Here is an 18,808-nt window from a genome sequence, read left to right as displayed (position 1 = left end):
GGCTCTCGGGGCACAGTCCACCCCGAGCCTTCGCGCGTCAGCGCGGGGGAAGCAGCCCGGGGGCTGCCCTATTCCTCCAGCTGCTGCCTGCGCCGCCACGCCGCGGCCGTGGCCCGCTCGGTCTCCTTGGCCTCCCGGCGGGCCAGCTGCAGCCCCCGGCGCGCGTCCAGCTCCGCGGCTTCGGCGGCGTCGAGCTGGGCGTTGACCTCCCGGACCCGCGCCTCGGCCTTGGCCACGGCCTTCTCCGCGTCGGCGACCTTCCGGTCGGCCTTGGTGCGCTCGGCCTCCGCGGCCTTGACCGCCGCCTTGGCCTCGGCGATCTCCGCCCGCCGCGCCTCGGCGGCGGACTTGCGCGGCTCCTCCGCCCGCGTCTTCTGAGCCTTCTCCGGCCGGGGCCCCGGCGTGACCTCCAGGCCCGGCCACGCCGGGGCGCCGGAGAGGTCGCGCACCGAGGCGATCCGTCCGGTCCGCAGCCGCTCCCCCGCCGACTCGTCCAGCAGCGCGGTCGTGAACATCTCCTCCAGCTCGCGCGTGATGGACTCGCTCAGCTGCTCCCCGCGGCCCGCCCGGCCGACGAGGCCGCGGAGGACCTCGGTGCGCTTGCCGGTCAGCTCGCGCAGGGCGGGACCGTCGGCGGCGGAGTGCGCCGCGCGCAGGTCGGTGCCCAGATCGGTGAGGCCGGCGACCGCGTCGGGGTCCTCGCGGACCAGCTGGTTGAGCAGCCAGGCCGCCGTCGTCGGCTTGGCGAGCTTGTCGATCTGGGCCGCCGCCGCCGCGTCCCCGGCGTCGCGGGCGCTCTTGGCCAGGGCCTTGCGGGCCGCGGTGAACTCCTCGCGGGGCAACGCGTACAGCTCGTCCGGATCACGGGTCACCCGACCATCATCTCGCCCGGATGACACGATGGGCCACGTGGTCTACCAGCAGCTGATCCGTCGCGCCCTGTTCTCCCTCGGCGGCGGCGATCCCGAGATCGCCCACGAGCGCACGCTGGCGGCGCTGTCCCGCCTGGCCCCCGCGCTGGGCCCGCTGCGCCGCGCGTTCGGCCCGCACACCGAGACCACGGCGTTCGGCCTGCGCTTCCCCGGGCAGGTCGGGCTGGCCGCGGGCATGGACAAGGACGGCAGGGCCCTGCGCGCCTGGCCCGCGCTGGGCTTCGGCTTCGTCGAGGCGGGCACCGTCACCCGCCACGCGCAGCCGGGCAACCCGAGGCCGCGGCTGTACCGCCTGCCGGACACCTCGGCGATCATCAACCGCATGGGCTTCAACAACGCGGGCGCCGAGGCCCTCGCCGCGCGGCTGCGCGCGACCGGGCCCATCGGGGTCCCGATCGGGGTCAGCATCGGCAAGTCCAAGGCCACCCCGGTCGAGCGCGCCGTGGAGGACTACCTGCACTCGCTGCGCGTGCTCAAGCCGCACGCGGACTACTTCGCCGTCAACGTCAGCTCCCCCAACACCCCGGGCCTGCGCGGCCTGCAGGACCGCGGCGCGCTCGACGAGCTGGTCGGCGCGCTGGCCGCGGAGGCCGACGGCACCCCGCTGCTGGTCAAGATCGCCCCCGACCTGGCCGACGCCGCCGTCGGCGAGGTCCTGCAGGTCTGCGCCGACCACGACGTCGACGGCCTGATCGCCACCAACACCACGCTCTCGCGGGAGGGCGTCGCCGCCGCCGACGCCGGTGTCGGCGCCCAGGCGGGCGGCCTGAGCGGGCGCCCGCTGACCGAGCGCGCCCGCGAGATCGTCGCCCTGGTGACCAAGGAGACCGGCGGCGACCTGCCGGTCATCGGCGTCGGCGGGATCATGGCCCCCGACGACGCGCTGCGCCTGTTCGACGCGGGCGCGCGGCTGGTCCAGCTCTACACCGGGTTCGTCTACTCGGGACCGGGCCTGGTCCGCGCGGTCAATCGCGCGATCGCCGCCCGCTGACCTCGCGCAGCTTGCGCAGCAGCGGGTACATCACCACGACGAACATCGAGCCCCACGCGATGCCCTCCAGCCGCATCCCGCCGATGTCCAGCGTCAGGTTGCCGATCCCGGCGACGATGGCCGCGCCGACGACCATCAGCGCGACCGGGTCGGCGAAGTCGACCTGGTTGTCCTGCCAGATCCGCACGCCGAGCAGGCCGATCATCCCGTAGAGCAGGATCGTCGCGCCGCCGAGCACGCCCTCGGGCACGGTGTTGACCAGCGCGCCGAACTTCGGGACCAGCGAGAGCACCAGCGCCACCAGCGCGGCGACGGCGTAAGCGGCGGTGGAGTAGACCTTCGTGGCCGCCATGACGCCGATGTTCTCGGCGTAGGTCGTGGTGCCGGAGCCGCCGCCCGCGCCCGCGAGCGAGGTGGCCAGCCCGTCGGCGATCAGCGCGTCGCCGACGCTGCCGTCCAGGTTGCGCCCGGTGACCGCGCCGACGGCCTTGACGTGCCCGACGTTCTCCGCGACCAGCACGATCACCACCGGGATGACCAGCAGCATCTCCGAGGGACGCAGGATCGGCGCGCTGAACTGGGGCAGGCCGAACCAGGGCGCGGCGGCGAGCGCGGCCAGCCGCTCGTCGTCCAGGCCCCCGCTCAGCGCCGCGGCGACCCAGCCCGCCAGCACACCGGCCAGGATGGACATCCGCGAGAGCAGCCCGCGCGAGGCCACCGCGCAGACCAGCACCACCGACAGGGTCAGCAGCGCGATCAGCGGCTGGCGGGCGAAGGACGCGGTGGCCACCGGGGCCAGGTTCAGCCCGATCAGCAGCACCACGGCGCCGGTCACCACCGGCGGCATGACCGAGTCGAGCAGCCGCACGCCCAGCGCCTTGACCGCCACGCCGACGCCGATGAGCAGCAGCCCGGCGGTGAGCACGATGCCCAGCTGCACCGCGATCCCGTCCTGCTTGGCGGCCAGCAGCGGCGCGATGAACGCGAACGACGAGCCGAGGTAGCTGGGCACGCGGTTGCGGGTGATGACGAGGAAGAGCAGTGTGCCCACGCCGGAGAACAGCAGCGTGGTCGTGACCGGGAACCCGGTGAGCGCGGGCACGAGCACGGTGGCGCTGAACATCGCGGCGACGTGCTGCAGCCCCAGCCCGATCGTCAGCGGCCAGCTCAGCCGCTCGTTCGGGGCGACGACCTCACCGTCACGGACACGCCGACCGTCTCCGTGCACGGACCACAAAGTCAACGTCGACCCTCCACCGCCCATGGTGCCCGACCAGTTCGGAGCATGGTGCCACAGCACGTAGTCGACGGGTCGATACGACACCGTGATATTCATACGAATGCGCCAGTAGAAGCCGGGGAGAGTGCCGGATTGCGGCATTCCGGCTACCTGTGGTCACGGGCAGGCCCAGGACAAGGCCAGCCGGTACGGGTCGTGGTCGTCGGCCAGCCCCGATCCGATCCACTCGACGGCCGTGTCCAGCAGCCGGGCCGCCCACCCCCTGTCCACCAGGGCGGCGTCGACGGCGGCCCAGTAGCGGTCCTCGCGCTCGGGCATGGTGACGACGCGGGCGCGCACGACCTGGCGCAGCTCGACGGGGTTGGTGCCTGCGATCATGGCGGCGTCCTCTCCGGTGGGGTCCTGGAGTGAGACGCGCGGGGGCGGTGGCCGTGACGACCCCGGCCTGTGAGCCGTGCCTCAGCGGATGTCCCCAGCGGGTGTCTTCAGCGGGTGTGGGGGGACAGCTCCCGCAGGGCGACCGCGAGCGCGGCCAGGTGGTCGGTGGCGTCGGCCAGGTCGTGCCGGGGGCCCGCGGCGCTCGACGCGGCGAGGACGCGGCCCGCGGCGGCGACGAGGGCGCAGTAGCCCTCCAGACCTTCGTTCAGCTGCGTCCGCAACCCGCCCACGCCCGCAGTCAGCGCGCCGCGGTCGGCGGCGGGCGCGTGGTCGCGGGCCCGCTCGACGGCCTGCAGCTGCGCCGAGACCTCCCGCAGCGCGGCCGCGGCCTCCGCTCCCGTGCGGCGCGAGTGCTCCACCGAGTCCGGCGGCACCAGCGCGCCCCTGGCCAGCTGGGTGAGCAGCTCGCGCAGCGTGTCCTCGGCGTCGGCCAGCCGTCGCATCGGCTCGCGGGCCTGGGAGTCGGCGGGCGGCAGCGCCGTGGGCACCCTGACCGCCTCGGGCAGGGGTTCGCGATGCAGGCGCCAGGTGCGCACCCCGGAGGCGATGGCCGAGACCCCGGTCACCACGGCGGCGCCGATCAGGATCGGCACCGAGGCGCCCGGGCTGACCATGGCCGCGTCCACCACGACCGCGCCGGTGCCGGAGGCCACCCCGGCCCCCGTCCACACGGTGGTGGAGCGGACCGCGCGCTTGCGCTTGCGCAGGGCGCGGGCGCGGGGGTCGCGCCACTGGGCGATGCGGCCGCGGATCTGGGTGACCGCGTCCGAGCGCAGGTGGCGAGTGGCGAGGTCGGCCATGCGGATCAGCTCGTCGCGCCGGGAACTCATGACCGCCTCCCCCTCAGCCGTGCGCGGCTTAGTTGTTGGACTGCGGGTTCGCCTGGCGGTCCTGGGCGACCCGCTGGGCGATCTCGGCCTCGATGTTGCCCGGCGTCGGCGCGGGCGCCGCCTGGCCGCTGGTCACCTGGGGGGCCTTGCCGCCCGCCATCGACGCGCGGATCTGGTCCAGCCGGGACTGGCCCGCCATCTCGGTGGTGCTGGCCTGGACCTCCATCATCCGGCCCTGCACCGAGTTCTGCGCCAGCTCGGCCGAGCCGAGGGCGGTGGCGTAGCGCTTCTCGATCTTGTCCCGGACCTCCTCCAGCGACGGGGTGTTGCCCGGCGCGGCGAGTTCGCTCATCTGGTTGAGCGAGCGGGAGACCTGCTCCTGCATCTTGGCCTGCTCGAGCTGGCTGAGCAGCTTGGTGCGCTCGGCGAGCTTGTTCTGCAGGACCATGGCGTTGCGCTCGACGGCCTGCTTGGCCTGGGCCGCTGCCTGCAGGGCCTGGTCGTGCAGCGTCTTGAGGTCCTCGATGCCCTGCTCGGCGGTGACCAGCTGGGTGGCGAAGGACTGGGCGGCGTTCTCGAACTGGGTCGCCTTCTGCTCGTCGCCCTTGGCGCGGGCCTCGTCGGCGAGCACCAGCGCCTGGCGGGCGGAGGCCTGGAGCTTCTCCACGTCGCCGAGCTGGCGGTTGAGCTTCATCTCCAGCTGCCGCTGGTTGCCGATCACGGCCGCGGCCTGCTGGGACAGGGCCTGGTGCTGACGCTGGGCGTCCTCGATGGCCTGCTGGATCTGCACCTTCGGGTCCGCGTGCTCGTCGATCTTCGACGAGAACGAGGCCATCAGGTACTTCCAGAACTTCACGAACGGGTTGGCCATCTCCTCCGCCTGCCTTCTTGGGAACTGTCGGTTCACTCGGACCGATCGCCGCCTGACCTTGGTGATGAAACGGCAACGTCCAGGCACCCTGCTGGGTTCCATCGTGTCAGGTGGTCCGGGGCCGTTCCACCGGACCCGGACAATTTCCGGGTTGATCCCGGGGGCACCCTGGCCCCGACCCGGGTCATCCCTTACTCCTCACCCACGGTAACCGACGGCGGCCCCGAATGCGCGCGTCCGCCGGAAGCGGCGGGTCGCTCCGGCGGAGGCAAGTGCGCAAGGAGAGAGGGGGAACAGGCAGCTTCGTTCGGCCAGGACGGATCGCGGCGTGACGGTCGAGGTGGTGCGACGGCCGGATCAGCGCGCGCCAAGGGCGCCTGGGACCGCGCAGGGCTTCGCCGTCAGGCGGCGACGAAGGCCCCGGCTCGGGCGCCGCCGAGGGCGGTCTCGATGCGGTGCGCCAGCGCGGGCTGCAGGCGCAGGTCGGCCAGGTTGTCGCCGACGACGGCGGGCACCAGCCTGCCGCCCTCCATCGAGGCGTGCGCGCCGGTCTCGGCGGGCTCGACCTCGGGGAGCGCCTCGTGCGGCACCCGCTCGGGCACGCCGTGGTCCACCGAGCTGAACGCGCCGATATCGGAGGCGACGTGGTGCAGCAGCTCGGCCAGCGGCAGGTCCAGCGCACCGCAGATGGCGGCGAGCAGCTCGCTCGACGCCTCCTTGCGGCCGCGTTCGACCTCGGAGAGGTACCCGAGGCTGACCCGCGCCGATTTGGACACTTCTCGCAGCGTACGGCGCTGGTTGGTGCGTGCGTGCCGGAGCCGGTCACCGATGGCCTCGCGCAGTAGCACGGTCATCGCACACCTCCCTTCCTCCGACGGATACTGACAACGTTACCCAGAGGCACTGACATGACGCACTGTCTTCTCGGGCCGTCCGCCAAGAGCGAACGACGGGGCCTGCTCCGATGTTCCCAGTTCGGGGGCTTGACCGGCCCACAGGCTCGACACCCAGAGTGACAACAACCTCACTCGATGAGCGTACCCAAGTCGTGGCGAATCAACTCAAGCGCCGCGCGAACTGCCGCGCATCTCACCGCCTCCCGGTCCCCCCGGTCCCGCAGCGTCGCCGCCAGGGGCCCGCGCGGGCCGTCCAGCGCGACGTGCACCGTGCCCGCCGCGACCCCGTCCTGCGGTCCCGGGCCCGCCACCCCGGTCAGCCCGATCCCGATGGTCGACCCGCACCGCCGCCGCGCCCCGGCCGCCAGCGCCGCGGCCACGTCCGGGTCCACCGCACCCCGCTCGGCCAGCAGCCCGGCGTCCACCCCGGCCAGCTCGGCCTTCAGGTCCGTCGCGTACACCACCAGCCCGCCGCGCACCACGGCACTGGACCCCGGCACGCTGGTCAGCACGGCGGTGAACAGCCCCGCCGTCAGCGACTCGGCCGCGGCCACGGTCTCCCCCCGCGCGCGGAGCAGGTCGACCACCTCTGTCACCGCGTCCGCGCACAGGCCGGGAGCCAGCCGCAGCGGCCTCACGCGACCGCGCGCTTGCCGCGGGCCCGCAGCTTGACCGCCCGCACCGCGTAGTCGACCCCGGTGACGACGGTCAGCACCACCGCGGCGCCCATCACCACCCACGCCACGACGAGCAGCCAGCCCGGCAGCGGCAGCAGGAACAGCCCGATGGCCACCACCTGCAGCAGCGTCTTGAGCTTGCCGCCGCGGCTGGCCGGGATCACCCCGTGGCGGATGACCCAGAACCGCAGCAGCGTCACCGCGACCTCGCGCACCGCGATGACCACGGTGACCCACCACGGCAGCTCGCCGAGCACGCTGAGCCCGACCAGCGCGGCCCCGGTGAGGGCCTTGTCCGCGATCGGGTCGGCGATCTTGCCGAAGTCGGTGATCAGGCCGTGGCGGCGGGCGAGCTTGCCGTCGATGTGGTCGGTGATCGAGGCGACGGCGAAGACGAAGGCGCTCGTCCAGCGCCAGAACACCTCGGTCCCGTCCCCGGCGAACAGGGCCAGCAGGAACACCGGCACGAGGGCCAGCCTGCTCATCGTGAGCAGGTTGGCGATGTTGAGCAGGGGGACGTGCGTCGGCACCGGCGTGGGCACCGGGCGCGGGGGGACCACCGCGGGCTCGTCGTCCTCGGTGGGCACGGCACTCACCGTCGGGGTACCAGCGCGCGGGCGCGCACGATCAGGTCGACGCCCTCGCTGTCGATGACCTCGCCGACGACGAGGTCGCCGACGGCCAGGTCGGTGGCGCCGAGCTCGCCGTCGACCAGCACGCACTCGCCGTCGACCTCGGGGGCCTGGTGCGCGGCGCGCCCGGCGCAGTCGTCCTCGTCGGACTCGGCGCGCTCGACCAGCACCACGACCTCGTCGCCGAGGCGGTCCTCCGCGCGCTGGGCGGTCAGCTCCTCGGCCAGGACGCTGATGCGGGCGACCCGCTCGGTGATGACGTCGGCGGGCAGCTTGCCGTCGAGGTCGGCGGCCTCGGTGCCGTCCTCGTCGGAGTAGCCGAAGACGCCGACGGCGTCGAGCCGGGCCTCGGTGAGGAAGCGGGCCAGCTCGTCGACGTCGGCGTCGGTCTCGCCGGGGAAGCCGACGATGACGTTGCTGCGGATGCCCGCGTCGGGCGCGTGCTGCCGGATGCGCGCGACGAGGTCGAGGAAGGACTCGGTGTTGCCGAAGCGGCGCATCCGGCGCAGCACGCGCTCGCTGGAGTGCTGGAAGGACATGTCGAAGTAGGGGGCGACGCCCGGGGTGGTGGCGATCGCGCTGACCAGGCTCGGCTTGGTCTCGGCGGGCTGCAGGTAGGACACGCGGACGCGGTCGATGCCCGCGATGGCGCCCAGCCGCGCCAGCACCGACTCCAGGGTGTGTTCGCGGCCGAGGTCCTTGCCGTAGGAGGTGGAGTTCTCGCTGACCAGGACCAGCTCGCGCACGCCCTGCTCGGCCAGCCAGAGGCCCTCGGCGACGATCTCGTCCGGCCGCCGGGACACGAACGAGCCGCGGAAGCTCGGGATCGCGCAGAAGGAGCACCGCCGGTCGCAGCCGGAGGCGATCTTCACCGAGGCCACCGGGGCGTCGTCCAGCCGCCTGCGCCGCACCCGCGGGCCCCAGGCGTGGCCGGGGACGGCGATGTCGGAGTCCTGGCGGTCGACCGGGCTGATGGGCAGCAGCGTGCGCCGGTCGACGGGGGTGTGGGAGGCGATCGCGTGGCCCGCGACGACCTCGCCGAGGCGCTCGGCCAGGTCGGGGTAGTGGTCGAAGCCGAGCACGGCGCTGGCCTCGGGCAGGTTCTCGGCCAGCTCGGCGCCGTAGCGCTCGGCCATGCAGCCCACGGCCACCACCTTCGCGCCGGTGTCGGCGGCGGCGAGCAGGGTGTCGATCGAGTCCTTCTTCGCCGACTCGACGAACCCGCAGGTGTTGACCACGATGACCTCGGCCCCGTCGGTCTCGGTCAGCTCCCACCCGCCGTCGGCGAGGCGGCCCGCCAGTTCCTCGGAGTCGACCTCGTTCCGGGCACAGCCGAGGGTGAGCAGGGCGACACGACGCGACGCGGGCGGAGTGGACACGGCTCAAAGGGTAACCGCGCGCCCGCGCGGGCAACCCGTCGGCGGCACGATGCCCCTGGGAGGATGCGGCCCGCGCGGGGTGACAACCCGGAGGTCACCGGGTGCGCGGGTCCCCGGGCGCCGGGTTCCCGTGCTGTGACGACATCGTGAACAACGTTGTGGCGCAAGGCATCGCGCTCAGGGCAAACCTCGCCGTCAGTGCGCGCGGGCCCCGCTCGTCGCCGTGCCGCTGAGCCGTGCCGCTGGGAACGTGCCCGTCGCCGCGGCCCTGGCAGATGTGGGTGAGGACACTCCGCGCCCACACCGACCACCGGCCCCCGGCTCAGACCCGCTCGAAGACCGCCGCCAGGCCCTGGCCGCCGCCGATGCACATGGTCTCCAGGCCGTAGCGCCCGGAGCGCCGGTCCAGTTCGCGCAGCAGCGTCGCCAGGACGCGCCCGCCGGTCGCGCCGAGCGGGTGGCCCAGCGAGATCCCCGAGCCGTTGACGTTGACCCGCTCCCAGTCCGCGTCGGCGAGCCGCCACTCCCGCGCCACGGCCAGCACCTGGGCGGCGAACGCCTCGTTCAGCTCGATCAGGTCCATGTCCGCCAGCGTCAGCCCGGCCCGGTCCAGGGCGCGCGCGACGGCGGGCACCGGGCCGATGCCCATGGTCGACGGCGCGGTGCCCGCGACCGCCCACGAGACCAGCCGGGCCAGCGGGCGCAGGCCCAGCGCCGCGGCCCGCTCGGGGGTCGTGACCACGCACGCCGCCGCCCCGTCGTTCTGCCCGCTGGCGTTGCCCGCGGTCACGGTGGCCCCGGCGTCGGTCCGGCCCATGATCGGCTTCAGCGCCGCGAGGCTGTCCAGGTCGGCGTCCGGGCGGGGGTGCTCGTCGCGGTCGACGACGGTGTCGCCGCGCCTGCCGGGCACGGTCACCGGGACGATCTCCTCGGCGAAGCGCCCGGACTCGATGGCGGCGACGGCGCGCTGGTGCGAGCGCAGGGACAGCTCGTCCTGCTCCGCGCGCCCGATGCCGTAGGACCGGCGCAGGTTCTCCGCGGTCTCCACCATCCCGCCCGGCACCGGGTGGTTCACCCCGCCCGCGGTCACCCTGGCCCTGGCGAGGCGGTCGTGCAGCTCCACGCCGGTGCCCTTCACGCCCCAGCGCATGGCGGTGGAGTAGAACTCGACCTGGCTCATGTTCTCGGCGCCACCGGCGATGACGACGTCGTTCACCCCGGTCTGCACCCGCATCGCGGCGTCGAGGACGGCCTGCAGCCCGGAGCCGCAGCGCCGGTCGACCTGCAGCCCCGGCACGGTCACCGGCAGCCCGGCGTCCAGCGCGGCGACCCGGCCCAGCGCGGGCGCGTCCCCGTTGGGGTGGCACTGCCCGAACACGACGTCCTCCACCAGGGCGGGGTCCAGCCCGGTGCGCTCCAGCAGCGCGCGCAGCACCGTCGCGGCCAGCGAGGTGACCGGCACGGTGGCGAACACGCCGCCGAAACGCCCCACCGGGGTGCGGACCGGTTCGCAGATGACCGCCTCGCGCATGGCACTCCTCGCCCTCGTCGACCTGATGTCCGCCTGCTCCGCCCCGGGCGATTAAACCGGGGCGCGCGCCCGAGCCGGGTATCGAGATGACCGGGATCTCACCGCGGACTAGGTTTTGGTGCTGTGACACCGCTGGTACGCCGTGCGCGCACGGCAGACGTCCGGCCGATGAAGGCCATAGTCGACCAGTACGTCGGCAAGGTGCTGCTCGCCAAGGAACTGGTGACGCTCTACGAAGACGTGCAGGAGTTCTGGGTGGCCGAGGTCGACGGCCGCATCGTGGGCTGCGGGGCCCTGCACGTGCTGTGGGAGGACATCGCCGAGATCCGCACGATCGCCGTGGCCCCCGAGGCCGTGGGCACCGGGGTCGGGCACCTGCTGGTCGCCAGGCTCATCGAGGTGGCCCGCGAGCTGGGCCTGGCCCGCATCTTCGTGCTGACCTTCGAGACCGCGTTCTTCGGCCGCCACGGCTTCGTGGAGATCGACGGCACCCCGGTCTCCCCCGAGGTCTACGCCGAGATGCGCCGCTCGGCCGACGAGGGCGTGGCCGAGTTCCTCGACCTGCCCTACGCCAAGCCCAACACGCTGGGCAACACGCGCATGCTCCTGGAGCTCTGAGCGTTCCTCTGTGGACTCGACGCTCGGGGTTCCCCGCGGCGTCGGTCAAGCATCATTGTCCGTTTTACACGGACTGGTCCGAATGGTGGTTTCGGAGAAAGCACTGGTCAGGGCGTAATGATGCGGCCGGAGTCCGGAGGTTGGACTCCACTCACCGCTCCTGGAGGAGTCGTGTCAGCCCTGCGCAGCGCTGTCCGCGGTGTCGTCGCCTCGATCGCAACCGCCACCGTCGTAGTCCTGGGCGCGGGAACCGCGTCCGCGGACCTGAGCCCCACCCAGCTGCGGTCGACCACCGACAGCTACCTGTTCAGCCAGTCCCTGAGCCAGTTCACCTCGACCCGCGCCGCCCGCCCGTACTCCAGCCAGCTGGACTGGTCCACCGACGGCTGCTCGAACTCCCCCGACAACCCCTTCGGCTTCAACTTCGTGCGCGCCTGCCACCGCCACGACTTCGGCTACCGCAACTACAAGCGGCAGAGCCGGTTCACCGAGTCCACCCGGCTGACGATCGACAACAAGTTCAAGAGCGACCTCTACACGATCTGCGGCACGAACTGGTCCTGCAAGCGCACCGCGGACGTCTACTACTCCGCCGTGCGCCAGTTCGGCAACAGCTAGGGAACACGAAGGGGGCCGCGGTCGTCCGCGGCCCCCTTCGACTGTCTCACTGCCCGTGCGGGGGCGGGTAGGCGCCCTGCTGCGGATAGCCGCCCTGCTGGGGATAACCGCCCTGCTGCGGGAACCCGCCCGACTGCGGGTATCCCTGCTGCGGGTACCCCTGCGGGGGATAACCCTGCGGGTAGCCCTGCTGGGGGTAGCCCTGTTGCGGATAGCCAGCCGGCTGGGCATAACCCTGCTGGGGGTAGCCCTGCTGGGGATAGCCGCCCTGCTGCGCATAACCCTGCTGCGGGAACCCGCCAGACGGGGGGTAGCCGCCGCCGTAGCCGCCCGCCTGGAAGGCCGGGTCGGCGACCGGTCCGATGTAGCGCGCGCTGCCGAAGCCGAGGATGCAGTAGCCGATGAAACTGAAGAAGATCAGTACCAGCGCGAAGGCGCCGCTCTTGCCGAACGCCTTGGACAGATCGATCATCACCAGGATGAGGATGACCAGGTTGACCAGCGGGATGAACAGGAGCACCAGCCACCACCCCGGCCTGCCCACGATCTTGAGCAGCACGTACATGTTGTAGAACGGGACGATCGACGCCCAGCCCGGCTGGCCCGCCTTGGTGAAGACCTTCCACATGGCCGCGAAGACGAGGACGAGGACCGCCAGCCCGAAGATCGCGGGGACCACGGCCACGGCCGGAGAGATTTCCGTTGTGGTGTATTGCGTCGGCACTTGCGTCCTCCCTCATGCGCGCGCCTGCCGCGCGCGCCTGCCGGAGGTATCGATCCCTACTGGGACCGCCCGCGCCAGCCGATCACCGATCTCGTTAGTCTTTCGTGACCAAAGCGGACCGCGGTCACTCCTCGGCCCCCGGACCTCCACGAATCGTCCACAGGACGTTCTCCAGCTCGTCGGGCTTGATCAGGACGTCCCGCGCCTTGGAGCCCTCCGACGGGCCGACGACGCCGCGGGACTCCAGCAGGTCCATCAGCCGCCCGGCCTTGGCGAACCCGACCCGCAGCTTGCGCTGGAGCATCGAGGTCGAGCCGAACTGCGAGGTGACGATCAGCTCGGTGGCCTGCAGCAGCAGGTCGAGGTCGTCGCCGATGTCCGCGTCGATCTCGCGGGCCTCGCCCTGCTTGGCCGCGGTGACCCCGTCGGTGTACTCCGGCTGCGCCTGCTCCTTGGTGAACGCCACGATCGCGGCGATCTCCTCGTCGCTGACGTAGGAGCCCTGGATGCGCACCGGCTTGGAGGCGCCCATCGGCAGGTACAGCGCGTCGCCCATGCCGATCAGCTTCTCCGCGCCCGGCTGGTCGAGGATGACCCGCGAGTCGGTCAGCGACGAGGTGGCGAACGCCAGCCGCGAGGGCACGTTGGTCTTGATCAGGCCGGTCACCACGTCCACCGACGGCCGCTGGGTGGCCAGCACCAGGTGGATACCGGCGGCGCGGGCCTTCTGCGTGATGCGGACGATGGCGTCCTCGACGTCGCGCGGCGCGGTCATCATCAGGTCGGCCAGCTCGTCGACGATGGCCAGGATGTAGGGGTACGGGCGGTACACCCGCTCGCTGCCCGGCGGCGCGGTGATCTCCCCGGACTTCACCTTGCGGTTGAAGTCGTCGATGTGGCGGACCCGGCTGGCCTGCATGTCCTGGTAGCGCTGCTCCATCTCCTCCACCAGCCAGGTCAGCGCGGCCGCGGCCTTCTTCGGCTGGGTGATGATGGGCGTGATCAGGTGCGGGATGCCCTCGTACGGGGTCAGCTCGACCATCTTCGGGTCGATCAGGATCATCCTGACCTCGTCCGGGGTGGCCCTGGCCAGCAGCGAGACCAGCATCGAGTTGACGAAGCTCGACTTGCCGGAGCCGGTCGAGCCCGCGCACAGCAGGTGCGGCATCTTGGCCAGGTTCGCGGTGATCATGTGGCCCTCGATGTCCTTGCCGAGGCCGACCACCATGGGGTGCTCGTTGGTGACCGCCGTGCCCGAGCGCAGCACGTCGCCGAGGCGGACCATCTCGCGGTCGCTGTTGGGCACCTCGATGCCCACCGCCGACTTGCCCGGGATGGGCGCGAGCAGGCGCACGTTGTCGGTGGCCACGGCGTAGGCGATGTTCTTGGTCAGCGCGGTGATCTTCTCGACCTTGACGCCCGGCCCCAGCTCCACCTCGTAGCGGGTGACCGTCGGGCCGCGGGTGAAGCCGGTGACCTGGGCGTCGATGGAGAACTGGTCCAGCACGCCGCTGATCGCCTCGATCATCGCGTCGTTGGCCTGGCTGCGTGCCTTGGGCACGTCGCCGACCATCAGCAGGTTCGGGTCGGGGAGCTTGTAGTCGCCGTCGACCACGCGGGTGACGGCCATCTTCTCGACCCGCTTCTCGCTGACCTGCGGGGTCTCCTTGACCTCCGGGCGCGGGCGCCTCGGGGTCGGCTCGTCGATGGGCAGTTCGGGCTGCTCCGCCTGGTTCGCGGCCTCGGGCGCCTTGCGCGGGCGCCGTTTGCGGACCGGCTCGGACTCGGCGGGCGCCGGGTCGTGGGCGTCGGCGGCGCCGAGGATGTCGGCGGTGTCCTCGGTGTCGTCAATGGGTTCCAGGCCCAGTTCGCGCAACCGCGTCGGGATCTCGCGGATGCGGGTGCCGGTGAAGACGAGCACGCCGAAACCCAGCAGCAGCACCAGCACCGGGATGGCGACCCACGCGGTGACGCCCTTGGCGAGCAGGCCGCCGGAGAGGTAGCCGATCGCGCCCCCGGCGTACATCCGGCCGTCGTTGTCGGTCGGCATGTCGCTGAACAAATGCAGAACGCCCAACAGCGCCAAGAGCATCAGCAGCGCGCCGACGGCGAACCGCGGCCGCTTCTCCGGAGCGGCGTCCGAGCGCATCAGCGCCACGCCGACGACGAACAGCAGCAGCGGCAGCGCCGTGGTCAGCGCGCCGACGACCGTCCGGACGCCGATCTCCAGCCAGTTGCCCACCGGGCCCGCCGCGCTCCACCACACCGCGGCGCCGAGCACGACACCCATCGCGATCAGCGCGAAACCCAGACCGTCGCGGCGGTGTGCCGGGTCGAGCTCCTTCGTGCGCCCGAGCGCGCGCGCCACCGACCCGACCCCGCGGGCCACCAGCCCCCACCCCGCGGCCAGCACGCCCTTCTTCTTGGGCGGCGGGGCCTTCCTCGCAGCCGGTTTCACGGCCGGTTTCGAGGCGGGCTTTCGGGTGACGGGCTTGCGCGCCGCGGGCTTGCGCGCGCCGCCCCTGCTGGATGTCGTCTTGCCGGCCATACCCGACACGGTAGTCCGACCCGCCCCTCCCGCCCCATCAGTCACTCACGCCGCGGAACCCGGGACGGGTGGGCGGACCACGGCGTGCGATGCTCCGCCCATGGTTGCGCTACGCGGCGGGGCTGACGAGCCGACACGCCGATCAGGGGGCCAGGTGGAGGCCCCCCGGCTGTGGCGGGCGCTGGTCAAGGTCGACCGCGCGCTCGTGCGGATGCTGGGCCGGGTGGAGATCACCGGGCAGTTCCCCGCGCACCTGCGCGGCAGGCCGGTGCTGGTGGCGGCCAACCACATCGGCATGTTCGACCCGTTCGTCCTGGTGGCCGCGTGCGACCGGATCGGGCTGCCGTCGAAGTTCATGCTCACCGCGGGCCTGCTGGACGCGCCGGTGCTGGGGTACCTGCTGCGCAACAGCGGCCATCTGCGCGTCGACCGCGGCAAGGCGAACGTCGCCGAGGCGTTCGGGCGCGCGGTGGAGTCGCTGCGCACCGCGCGGTCGCCGCTGCTGGTGTACCCCGAGGGGCGGGTCAGCCGGGAGCCGGGGCTGTGGCCCGAGCGCGGCAAGACCGGCGTGGCGCGGATGGCGCTCGCGGGCGACGTGCCGGTGGTGACGATCAGCCAGTGGGGCGCGCACGAGGCGGTGTACTGGGGCACCGAGGTCGTCTCCGGGTGGGCGGACGTCAAGCCGCTGCTGGTCTCGGTGCTGAGGTCTCTGTGCTCGCGCCGGGTCTTCCGCGTGCACTTCGGCGCGGAGGTCGACCTGTCGGACCTGGTCTCGGGCAAGCCGGGCGACGCCGTCCGCGCGCACGCGCGCATCATGCGCGCCATCACCGCGGACCTGGTGAAACTGCGCGTGGACGAGCCGCGGGCGCCTGCCTTCCACGACCCGACCCGCCCGACGGACTCCACCAGCCCGTGGCGCCCGTCCTGACCATGTGATGGCATATCCGGGTGACCGATGCCTGGTGGAAGTCCGCCGTCGTCTACCAGATCTACCCGCGCAGCTTCTCCGACTCCGACGCCGACGGGGTCGGCGACCTGCGCGGCATGGAGGAACGCCTCGACTACCTGGCCGCGCTGGGCGTGGACGTGCTGTGGCTGTCCCCGGTGTACCCCTCCCCGCAGGACGACGCCGGGTACGACATCAGCGACTACCAGGACGTCGACCCGGTCTTCGGGAATCTGGCCGACTTCGACCGCCTGCTGGCGGGTGTGCACGCCCGCGGCATGAAGCTGATCATGGACCTGGTCGTCAACCACACCTCCGACGAGCACCCGTGGTTCGTCGACTCCCGCGCGGGCGGCGACAAGCGCGACTGGTACTGGTGGCGCCCCGCGCGCGCGGGCATGGAGCCGGGCTCGCCGGGCGCGGAGCCGACCAACTGGCGCTCGTTCTTCTCCGGCTCGACGTGGGAGTACGACCCGGGCTCGGGCGAGTACTACCTGCACCTGTTCTCCCGCAAGCAGCCCGACCTGAACTGGGAGAACCCGGCCGTGCGCGCCGCGGTGCACGAGATGATGCGCTGGTGGCTCGACCGCGGGGTGGACGGGTTCCGGATGGACGTCATCAACATGATCTCCAAGGACACCGCGCTGCCGGACGGCCCCGAGGGCAACGGCTCGGCGTCCTACCTGCACGGGCCGCGGCTGCACGAGTTCCTGCAGGAGATGCACCGGGAGGTCTTCGCCGGGGACCCGAGGCAGCTCCTGACGGTGGGCGAGATGCCCGGGGTGACCGTGGACGAGGCCGTGCTGTTCACCGACCCGGCGCGCGGCGAGGTCGACATGGTGTTCCAGTTCGAGCACGTCGGGCTCGACCACGGTCCGTCCAAGTGGGACACCCACGCGCTGGACCTGCGCGACCTCAAGGCATGCCTGAACCGGTGGCAGGCCGGGCTGGCCGACGTCGGCTGGAACAGCCTGTACTGGAACAACCACGACCAGCCCAGGGTCGTGTCCCGCTTCGGCGACGACGGCGAGTACCGGGTGGCGTCGGCGAAGGCGCTGGCCACCGTGCTGCACCTGCACCGGGGAACGCCGTACATCTACCAGGGCGAGGAACTGGGGATGACCAACGCCCCGTTCGAGTCCATTTCGGACTTCCGGGACATCGAGTCGATCAACCACCACGCCGAGGCCGGTCCGGCGTCGCTGCCCGCCCTGCGCGCGCGGGGCCGGGACAACGCGCGCACGCCGATGCAGTGGGACGCCTCGCCCCATGCCGGGTTCACCACCGGGACGCCGTGGATTCCGGTCAACCCCAACCACCGCGCCATCAACGCCGCGGCCGCCGTCGCCGACCAGGACTCGGTGTTCCACCACTACCGGCGGCTGATCGACCTGCGCCACTCCGAGCCAGCCGTGGTCCACGGCGACTTCACCCTGCTGATGCCCGACGACCCGCAGGTGTACGCGTTCACCCGGTCCTATGAGGGCGTCGAACTGCTGGTGCTGGCCAACCTCGGCGGCACGCCCGCCACCGCCGAGGTCGACCCGTCGTGGCTGGAGGCCGAGCTGGTGATCGCCAACGAGACCGCCGAGCCCTCGCTCACCCTGCGGCCGTGGGAAGCCCGCGTCCACCGAATCGTTCGCTGACCCTGGGGCAGACCGCCCCCGCTCGGCCGGTGCGCCCTTCGGGGTTCATTGACACGTCGACCTCCCGCCATGCCCCGTTGTGCTCACAAGAGCACGGAAAGTGATGGGGCAGGCGGTCGCGTGCCCGAGTCCTGGACGATCCCGGAGGACAGTGGCGTCCTACCATCCGATGACTCATCTGAACGAGGGATCGCGCATGACCATCGACCTGAGACCGGCCGTGCGGCACCGTGCCCGCGGAACGGCGTTCATCCTGCTGGCGTCGGTGGCCTTCGGCAGCTCGGGGCCGCTGGCCAAGCCCGCCATGCAGGCCGGGTTCACGCCCATGCAGGTCGCGGCGCTGCGGGCCGGGCTGGCGGCGCTGGTGCTGCTGGCCGTGGTCGGCGCGGTGATGCCCGGGGTGCTGCGGGTGCGCCGCGAGCAGTGGCCGCTGCTGCTCGCCTACGGGCTCACCGGGGTCGCGGCCGTGCAGGCGCTGTTCTTCATCGCGGTGTCCCGGCTGCCCATCGGCGTGGCGATGCTGCTGGAGTACACCTCGCCGGTGCTCGTGGCGCTGTGGGTGCGGTTCGTGCGCAAGACGCGGCTCCCGGCGCTGTCGTGGGTCGGCACCGGGCTCGCGCTGGCCGGGCTGACGCTCGTCGCCCAGGTGTGGTCGGGGCTGTCGCTGGACCTGCTCGGCTTCCTCGCCGGGATCGGCGCGGCGGTGTGCTCGGCCGGGTACTACCTGCTGGGCGAGAAGGGCGCGGGCGAACATCACCCGATCGGGATGGTCACCTGGGGGATGGTGGTGGGCGCCGTGGGCCTGCTGGTGGTCGCGCCGCCGTGGACGATGCCCGTCGCGGCGTTCACCGCGACCGTCGAGTTCGGACCGTGGATGCCGCCGGTCTGGGTGCTGCTGGTGGCCGTCGCGGTGCTGAGCACGGCGCTGGCGTACTCGCTGAGCCTCAGCTCGCTGCGCCATCTCCCGTCCACCGTGGCCAGCGTGCTGGCGCTGACCGAGCCGGTGGTGGCCACTTTGCTCGCCTGGCTGCTGCTCAGCGAAGTGCTGAGCGTGACCCAGATCCTGGGCATGGCGGTGCTGCTCTCCGGCGCCGCGCTGGTGCAGCTGGCCGCCCGCGGTCCCGTCACACCCGCTGAACCACTACCCACCGACTGAGTCCACAGTCACCTCGGAAACCCCCCGATGGAGTGAAGGTCGGGATCTCTTCTGCGTCACCGGAACCCGGAGTCGGTAAAGGAACGTTTACCCGACGGACGCGACAGCCCGTGGTCGATCGGTCACCATGTGGCT

At 72.3% G+C, this 18,808-nt stretch carries 18 protein-coding genes; 6 read left to right on the top strand and 12 right to left on the bottom strand.

From position 1 onward, the window contains the following. Nucleotides 1-68: 68 nt before the first annotated feature. The gene (locus tag ACTG9Q_RS08070) at nt 69-872 is read right to left on the bottom strand and encodes a hypothetical protein (protein ID WP_455571988.1); all 804 of its coding nucleotides are present in this window, start codon (nt 870-872) and stop codon (nt 69-71) included. A 37-nt stretch (nt 873-909) separates the two neighbouring features. On the opposite strand from ACTG9Q_RS08070, the gene ACTG9Q_RS08065 reads away from it, so the two are divergent. After that, the gene (locus ACTG9Q_RS08065; RefSeq protein WP_455571987.1) at nt 910-1,923 is read left to right on the top strand and encodes a quinone-dependent dihydroorotate dehydrogenase; all 1,014 of its coding nucleotides are present in this window, start codon (nt 910-912) and stop codon (nt 1,921-1,923) included. Here the strand turns inward: ACTG9Q_RS08065 and ACTG9Q_RS08060 are convergent. The 9 genes from ACTG9Q_RS08060 to ACTG9Q_RS08020 form a co-directional block, all read right to left on the bottom strand. Then, complete coding sequence (locus ACTG9Q_RS08060; protein ID WP_455571986.1) at nt 1,898-3,247, bottom strand: uracil-xanthine permease family protein; 1,350 nt, start codon at nt 3,245-3,247, stop codon at nt 1,898-1,900. The two genes, ACTG9Q_RS08065 and ACTG9Q_RS08060, sit on opposite strands and share 26 nt — an antisense overlap. Nucleotides 3,248-3,319: 72 nt before the next feature. Next, a complete protein-coding gene (locus tag ACTG9Q_RS08055) occupies nt 3,320-3,541 on the bottom strand; it encodes a hypothetical protein (protein ID WP_455571985.1) in 222 nt (73 codons plus the stop codon). A gap of 107 nt (nt 3,542-3,648) precedes the next feature. Then, nucleotides 3,649-4,431, bottom strand: a complete 783-nt coding sequence (gene pspM / locus ACTG9Q_RS08050) for a phage shock envelope stress response protein PspM (protein WP_455571984.1) — start codon at nt 4,429-4,431, stop codon at nt 3,649-3,651. Between the two features lie 28 nt (nt 4,432-4,459). Next, nucleotides 4,460-5,302: a PspA/IM30 family protein gene (locus ACTG9Q_RS08045; RefSeq protein ID WP_455571983.1), complete on the bottom strand. Its 843-nt coding sequence runs from the start codon at nt 5,300-5,302 to the stop codon at nt 4,460-4,462. Nucleotides 5,303-5,703: 401 nt separating this feature from the next. Then, the gene (locus tag ACTG9Q_RS08040; protein WP_455571982.1) at nt 5,704-6,156 is read right to left on the bottom strand and encodes a helix-turn-helix domain-containing protein; all 453 of its coding nucleotides are present in this window, start codon (nt 6,154-6,156) and stop codon (nt 5,704-5,706) included. Between the two features lie 170 nt (nt 6,157-6,326). Then, the gene (locus ACTG9Q_RS08035; RefSeq protein ID WP_455571981.1) at nt 6,327-6,836 is read right to left on the bottom strand and encodes a CinA family protein; all 510 of its coding nucleotides are present in this window, start codon (nt 6,834-6,836) and stop codon (nt 6,327-6,329) included. Then, nucleotides 6,833-7,471: a CDP-diacylglycerol--glycerol-3-phosphate 3-phosphatidyltransferase gene (gene pgsA, locus ACTG9Q_RS08030; protein ID WP_455571980.1), complete on the bottom strand. Its 639-nt coding sequence runs from the start codon at nt 7,469-7,471 to the stop codon at nt 6,833-6,835. The genes ACTG9Q_RS08035 and pgsA overlap by 4 nt, the downstream gene beginning before the upstream one ends. After that, the gene (rimO, locus tag ACTG9Q_RS08025; RefSeq protein ID WP_455571979.1) at nt 7,468-8,886 is read right to left on the bottom strand and encodes a 30S ribosomal protein S12 methylthiotransferase RimO; all 1,419 of its coding nucleotides are present in this window, start codon (nt 8,884-8,886) and stop codon (nt 7,468-7,470) included. The genes pgsA and rimO overlap by 4 nt, the downstream gene beginning before the upstream one ends. Before the next feature lie 322 nt (nt 8,887-9,208). Beyond that, nucleotides 9,209-10,417, bottom strand: coding sequence for an acetyl-CoA C-acetyltransferase (locus ACTG9Q_RS08020; RefSeq protein ID WP_455571978.1), 1,209 nt, complete (start codon nt 10,415-10,417; stop codon nt 9,209-9,211). Between the two features lie 123 nt (nt 10,418-10,540). Here ACTG9Q_RS08020 and ACTG9Q_RS08015 point away from each other — a divergent pair, with 123 nt between their 5' ends. After that, on the top strand, nt 10,541-11,035 hold the full coding sequence (locus ACTG9Q_RS08015; protein WP_455571977.1) for an amino-acid N-acetyltransferase: 495 nt from the start codon (nt 10,541-10,543) through the stop codon (nt 11,033-11,035). A gap of 171 nt (nt 11,036-11,206) precedes the next feature. Continuing rightward, complete coding sequence (locus ACTG9Q_RS08010; protein ID WP_455571976.1) at nt 11,207-11,653, top strand: phospholipase; 447 nt, start codon at nt 11,207-11,209, stop codon at nt 11,651-11,653. Nucleotides 11,654-11,699: 46 nt separating this feature from the next. Here the strand turns inward: ACTG9Q_RS08010 and ACTG9Q_RS08005 are convergent, their stop codons facing one another. Continuing rightward, entirely contained in the window at nt 11,700-12,377 is a 678-nt protein-coding gene (locus tag ACTG9Q_RS08005) for a DUF5684 domain-containing protein (RefSeq protein ID WP_455571975.1), read from the bottom strand. A 124-nt stretch (nt 12,378-12,501) separates the two neighbouring features. Next, nucleotides 12,502-14,925 carry a DNA translocase FtsK gene (locus tag ACTG9Q_RS08000; protein ID WP_455571974.1) on the bottom strand — a complete coding sequence of 808 codons (2,424 nt, stop codon included), beginning with the start codon at nt 14,923-14,925 and terminating at the stop codon, nt 12,502-12,504. A 100-nt stretch (nt 14,926-15,025) separates the two neighbouring features. On the opposite strand from ACTG9Q_RS08000, the gene ACTG9Q_RS07995 reads away from it, so the two are divergent. The 3 genes from ACTG9Q_RS07995 to ACTG9Q_RS07985 all read left to right on the top strand — a co-directional run bounded on the left by ACTG9Q_RS07995 (nt 15,026) and on the right by ACTG9Q_RS07985 (nt 18,673). Next, nucleotides 15,026-15,853 carry a lysophospholipid acyltransferase family protein gene (locus tag ACTG9Q_RS07995; protein WP_455571973.1) on the top strand — a complete coding sequence of 276 codons (828 nt, stop codon included), beginning with the start codon at nt 15,026-15,028 and terminating at the stop codon, nt 15,851-15,853. Between the two features lie 20 nt (nt 15,854-15,873). Further along, nucleotides 15,874-17,517, top strand: coding sequence for a glycoside hydrolase family 13 protein (locus tag ACTG9Q_RS07990; protein ID WP_455571972.1), 1,644 nt, complete (start codon nt 15,874-15,876; stop codon nt 17,515-17,517). A 196-nt stretch (nt 17,518-17,713) separates the two neighbouring features. Next, nucleotides 17,714-18,673 carry an EamA family transporter gene (locus ACTG9Q_RS07985; RefSeq protein ID WP_455571971.1) on the top strand — a complete coding sequence of 320 codons (960 nt, stop codon included), beginning with the start codon at nt 17,714-17,716 and terminating at the stop codon, nt 18,671-18,673. Nucleotides 18,674-18,808: the final 135 nt, after the last annotated feature.

This window comes from Actinokineospora lacus, from assembly GCF_053813445.1.
The sequence above is the reverse complement of the archived record's forward strand: the minus strand, read 5'-3'. Positions and strand labels throughout refer to the sequence as shown.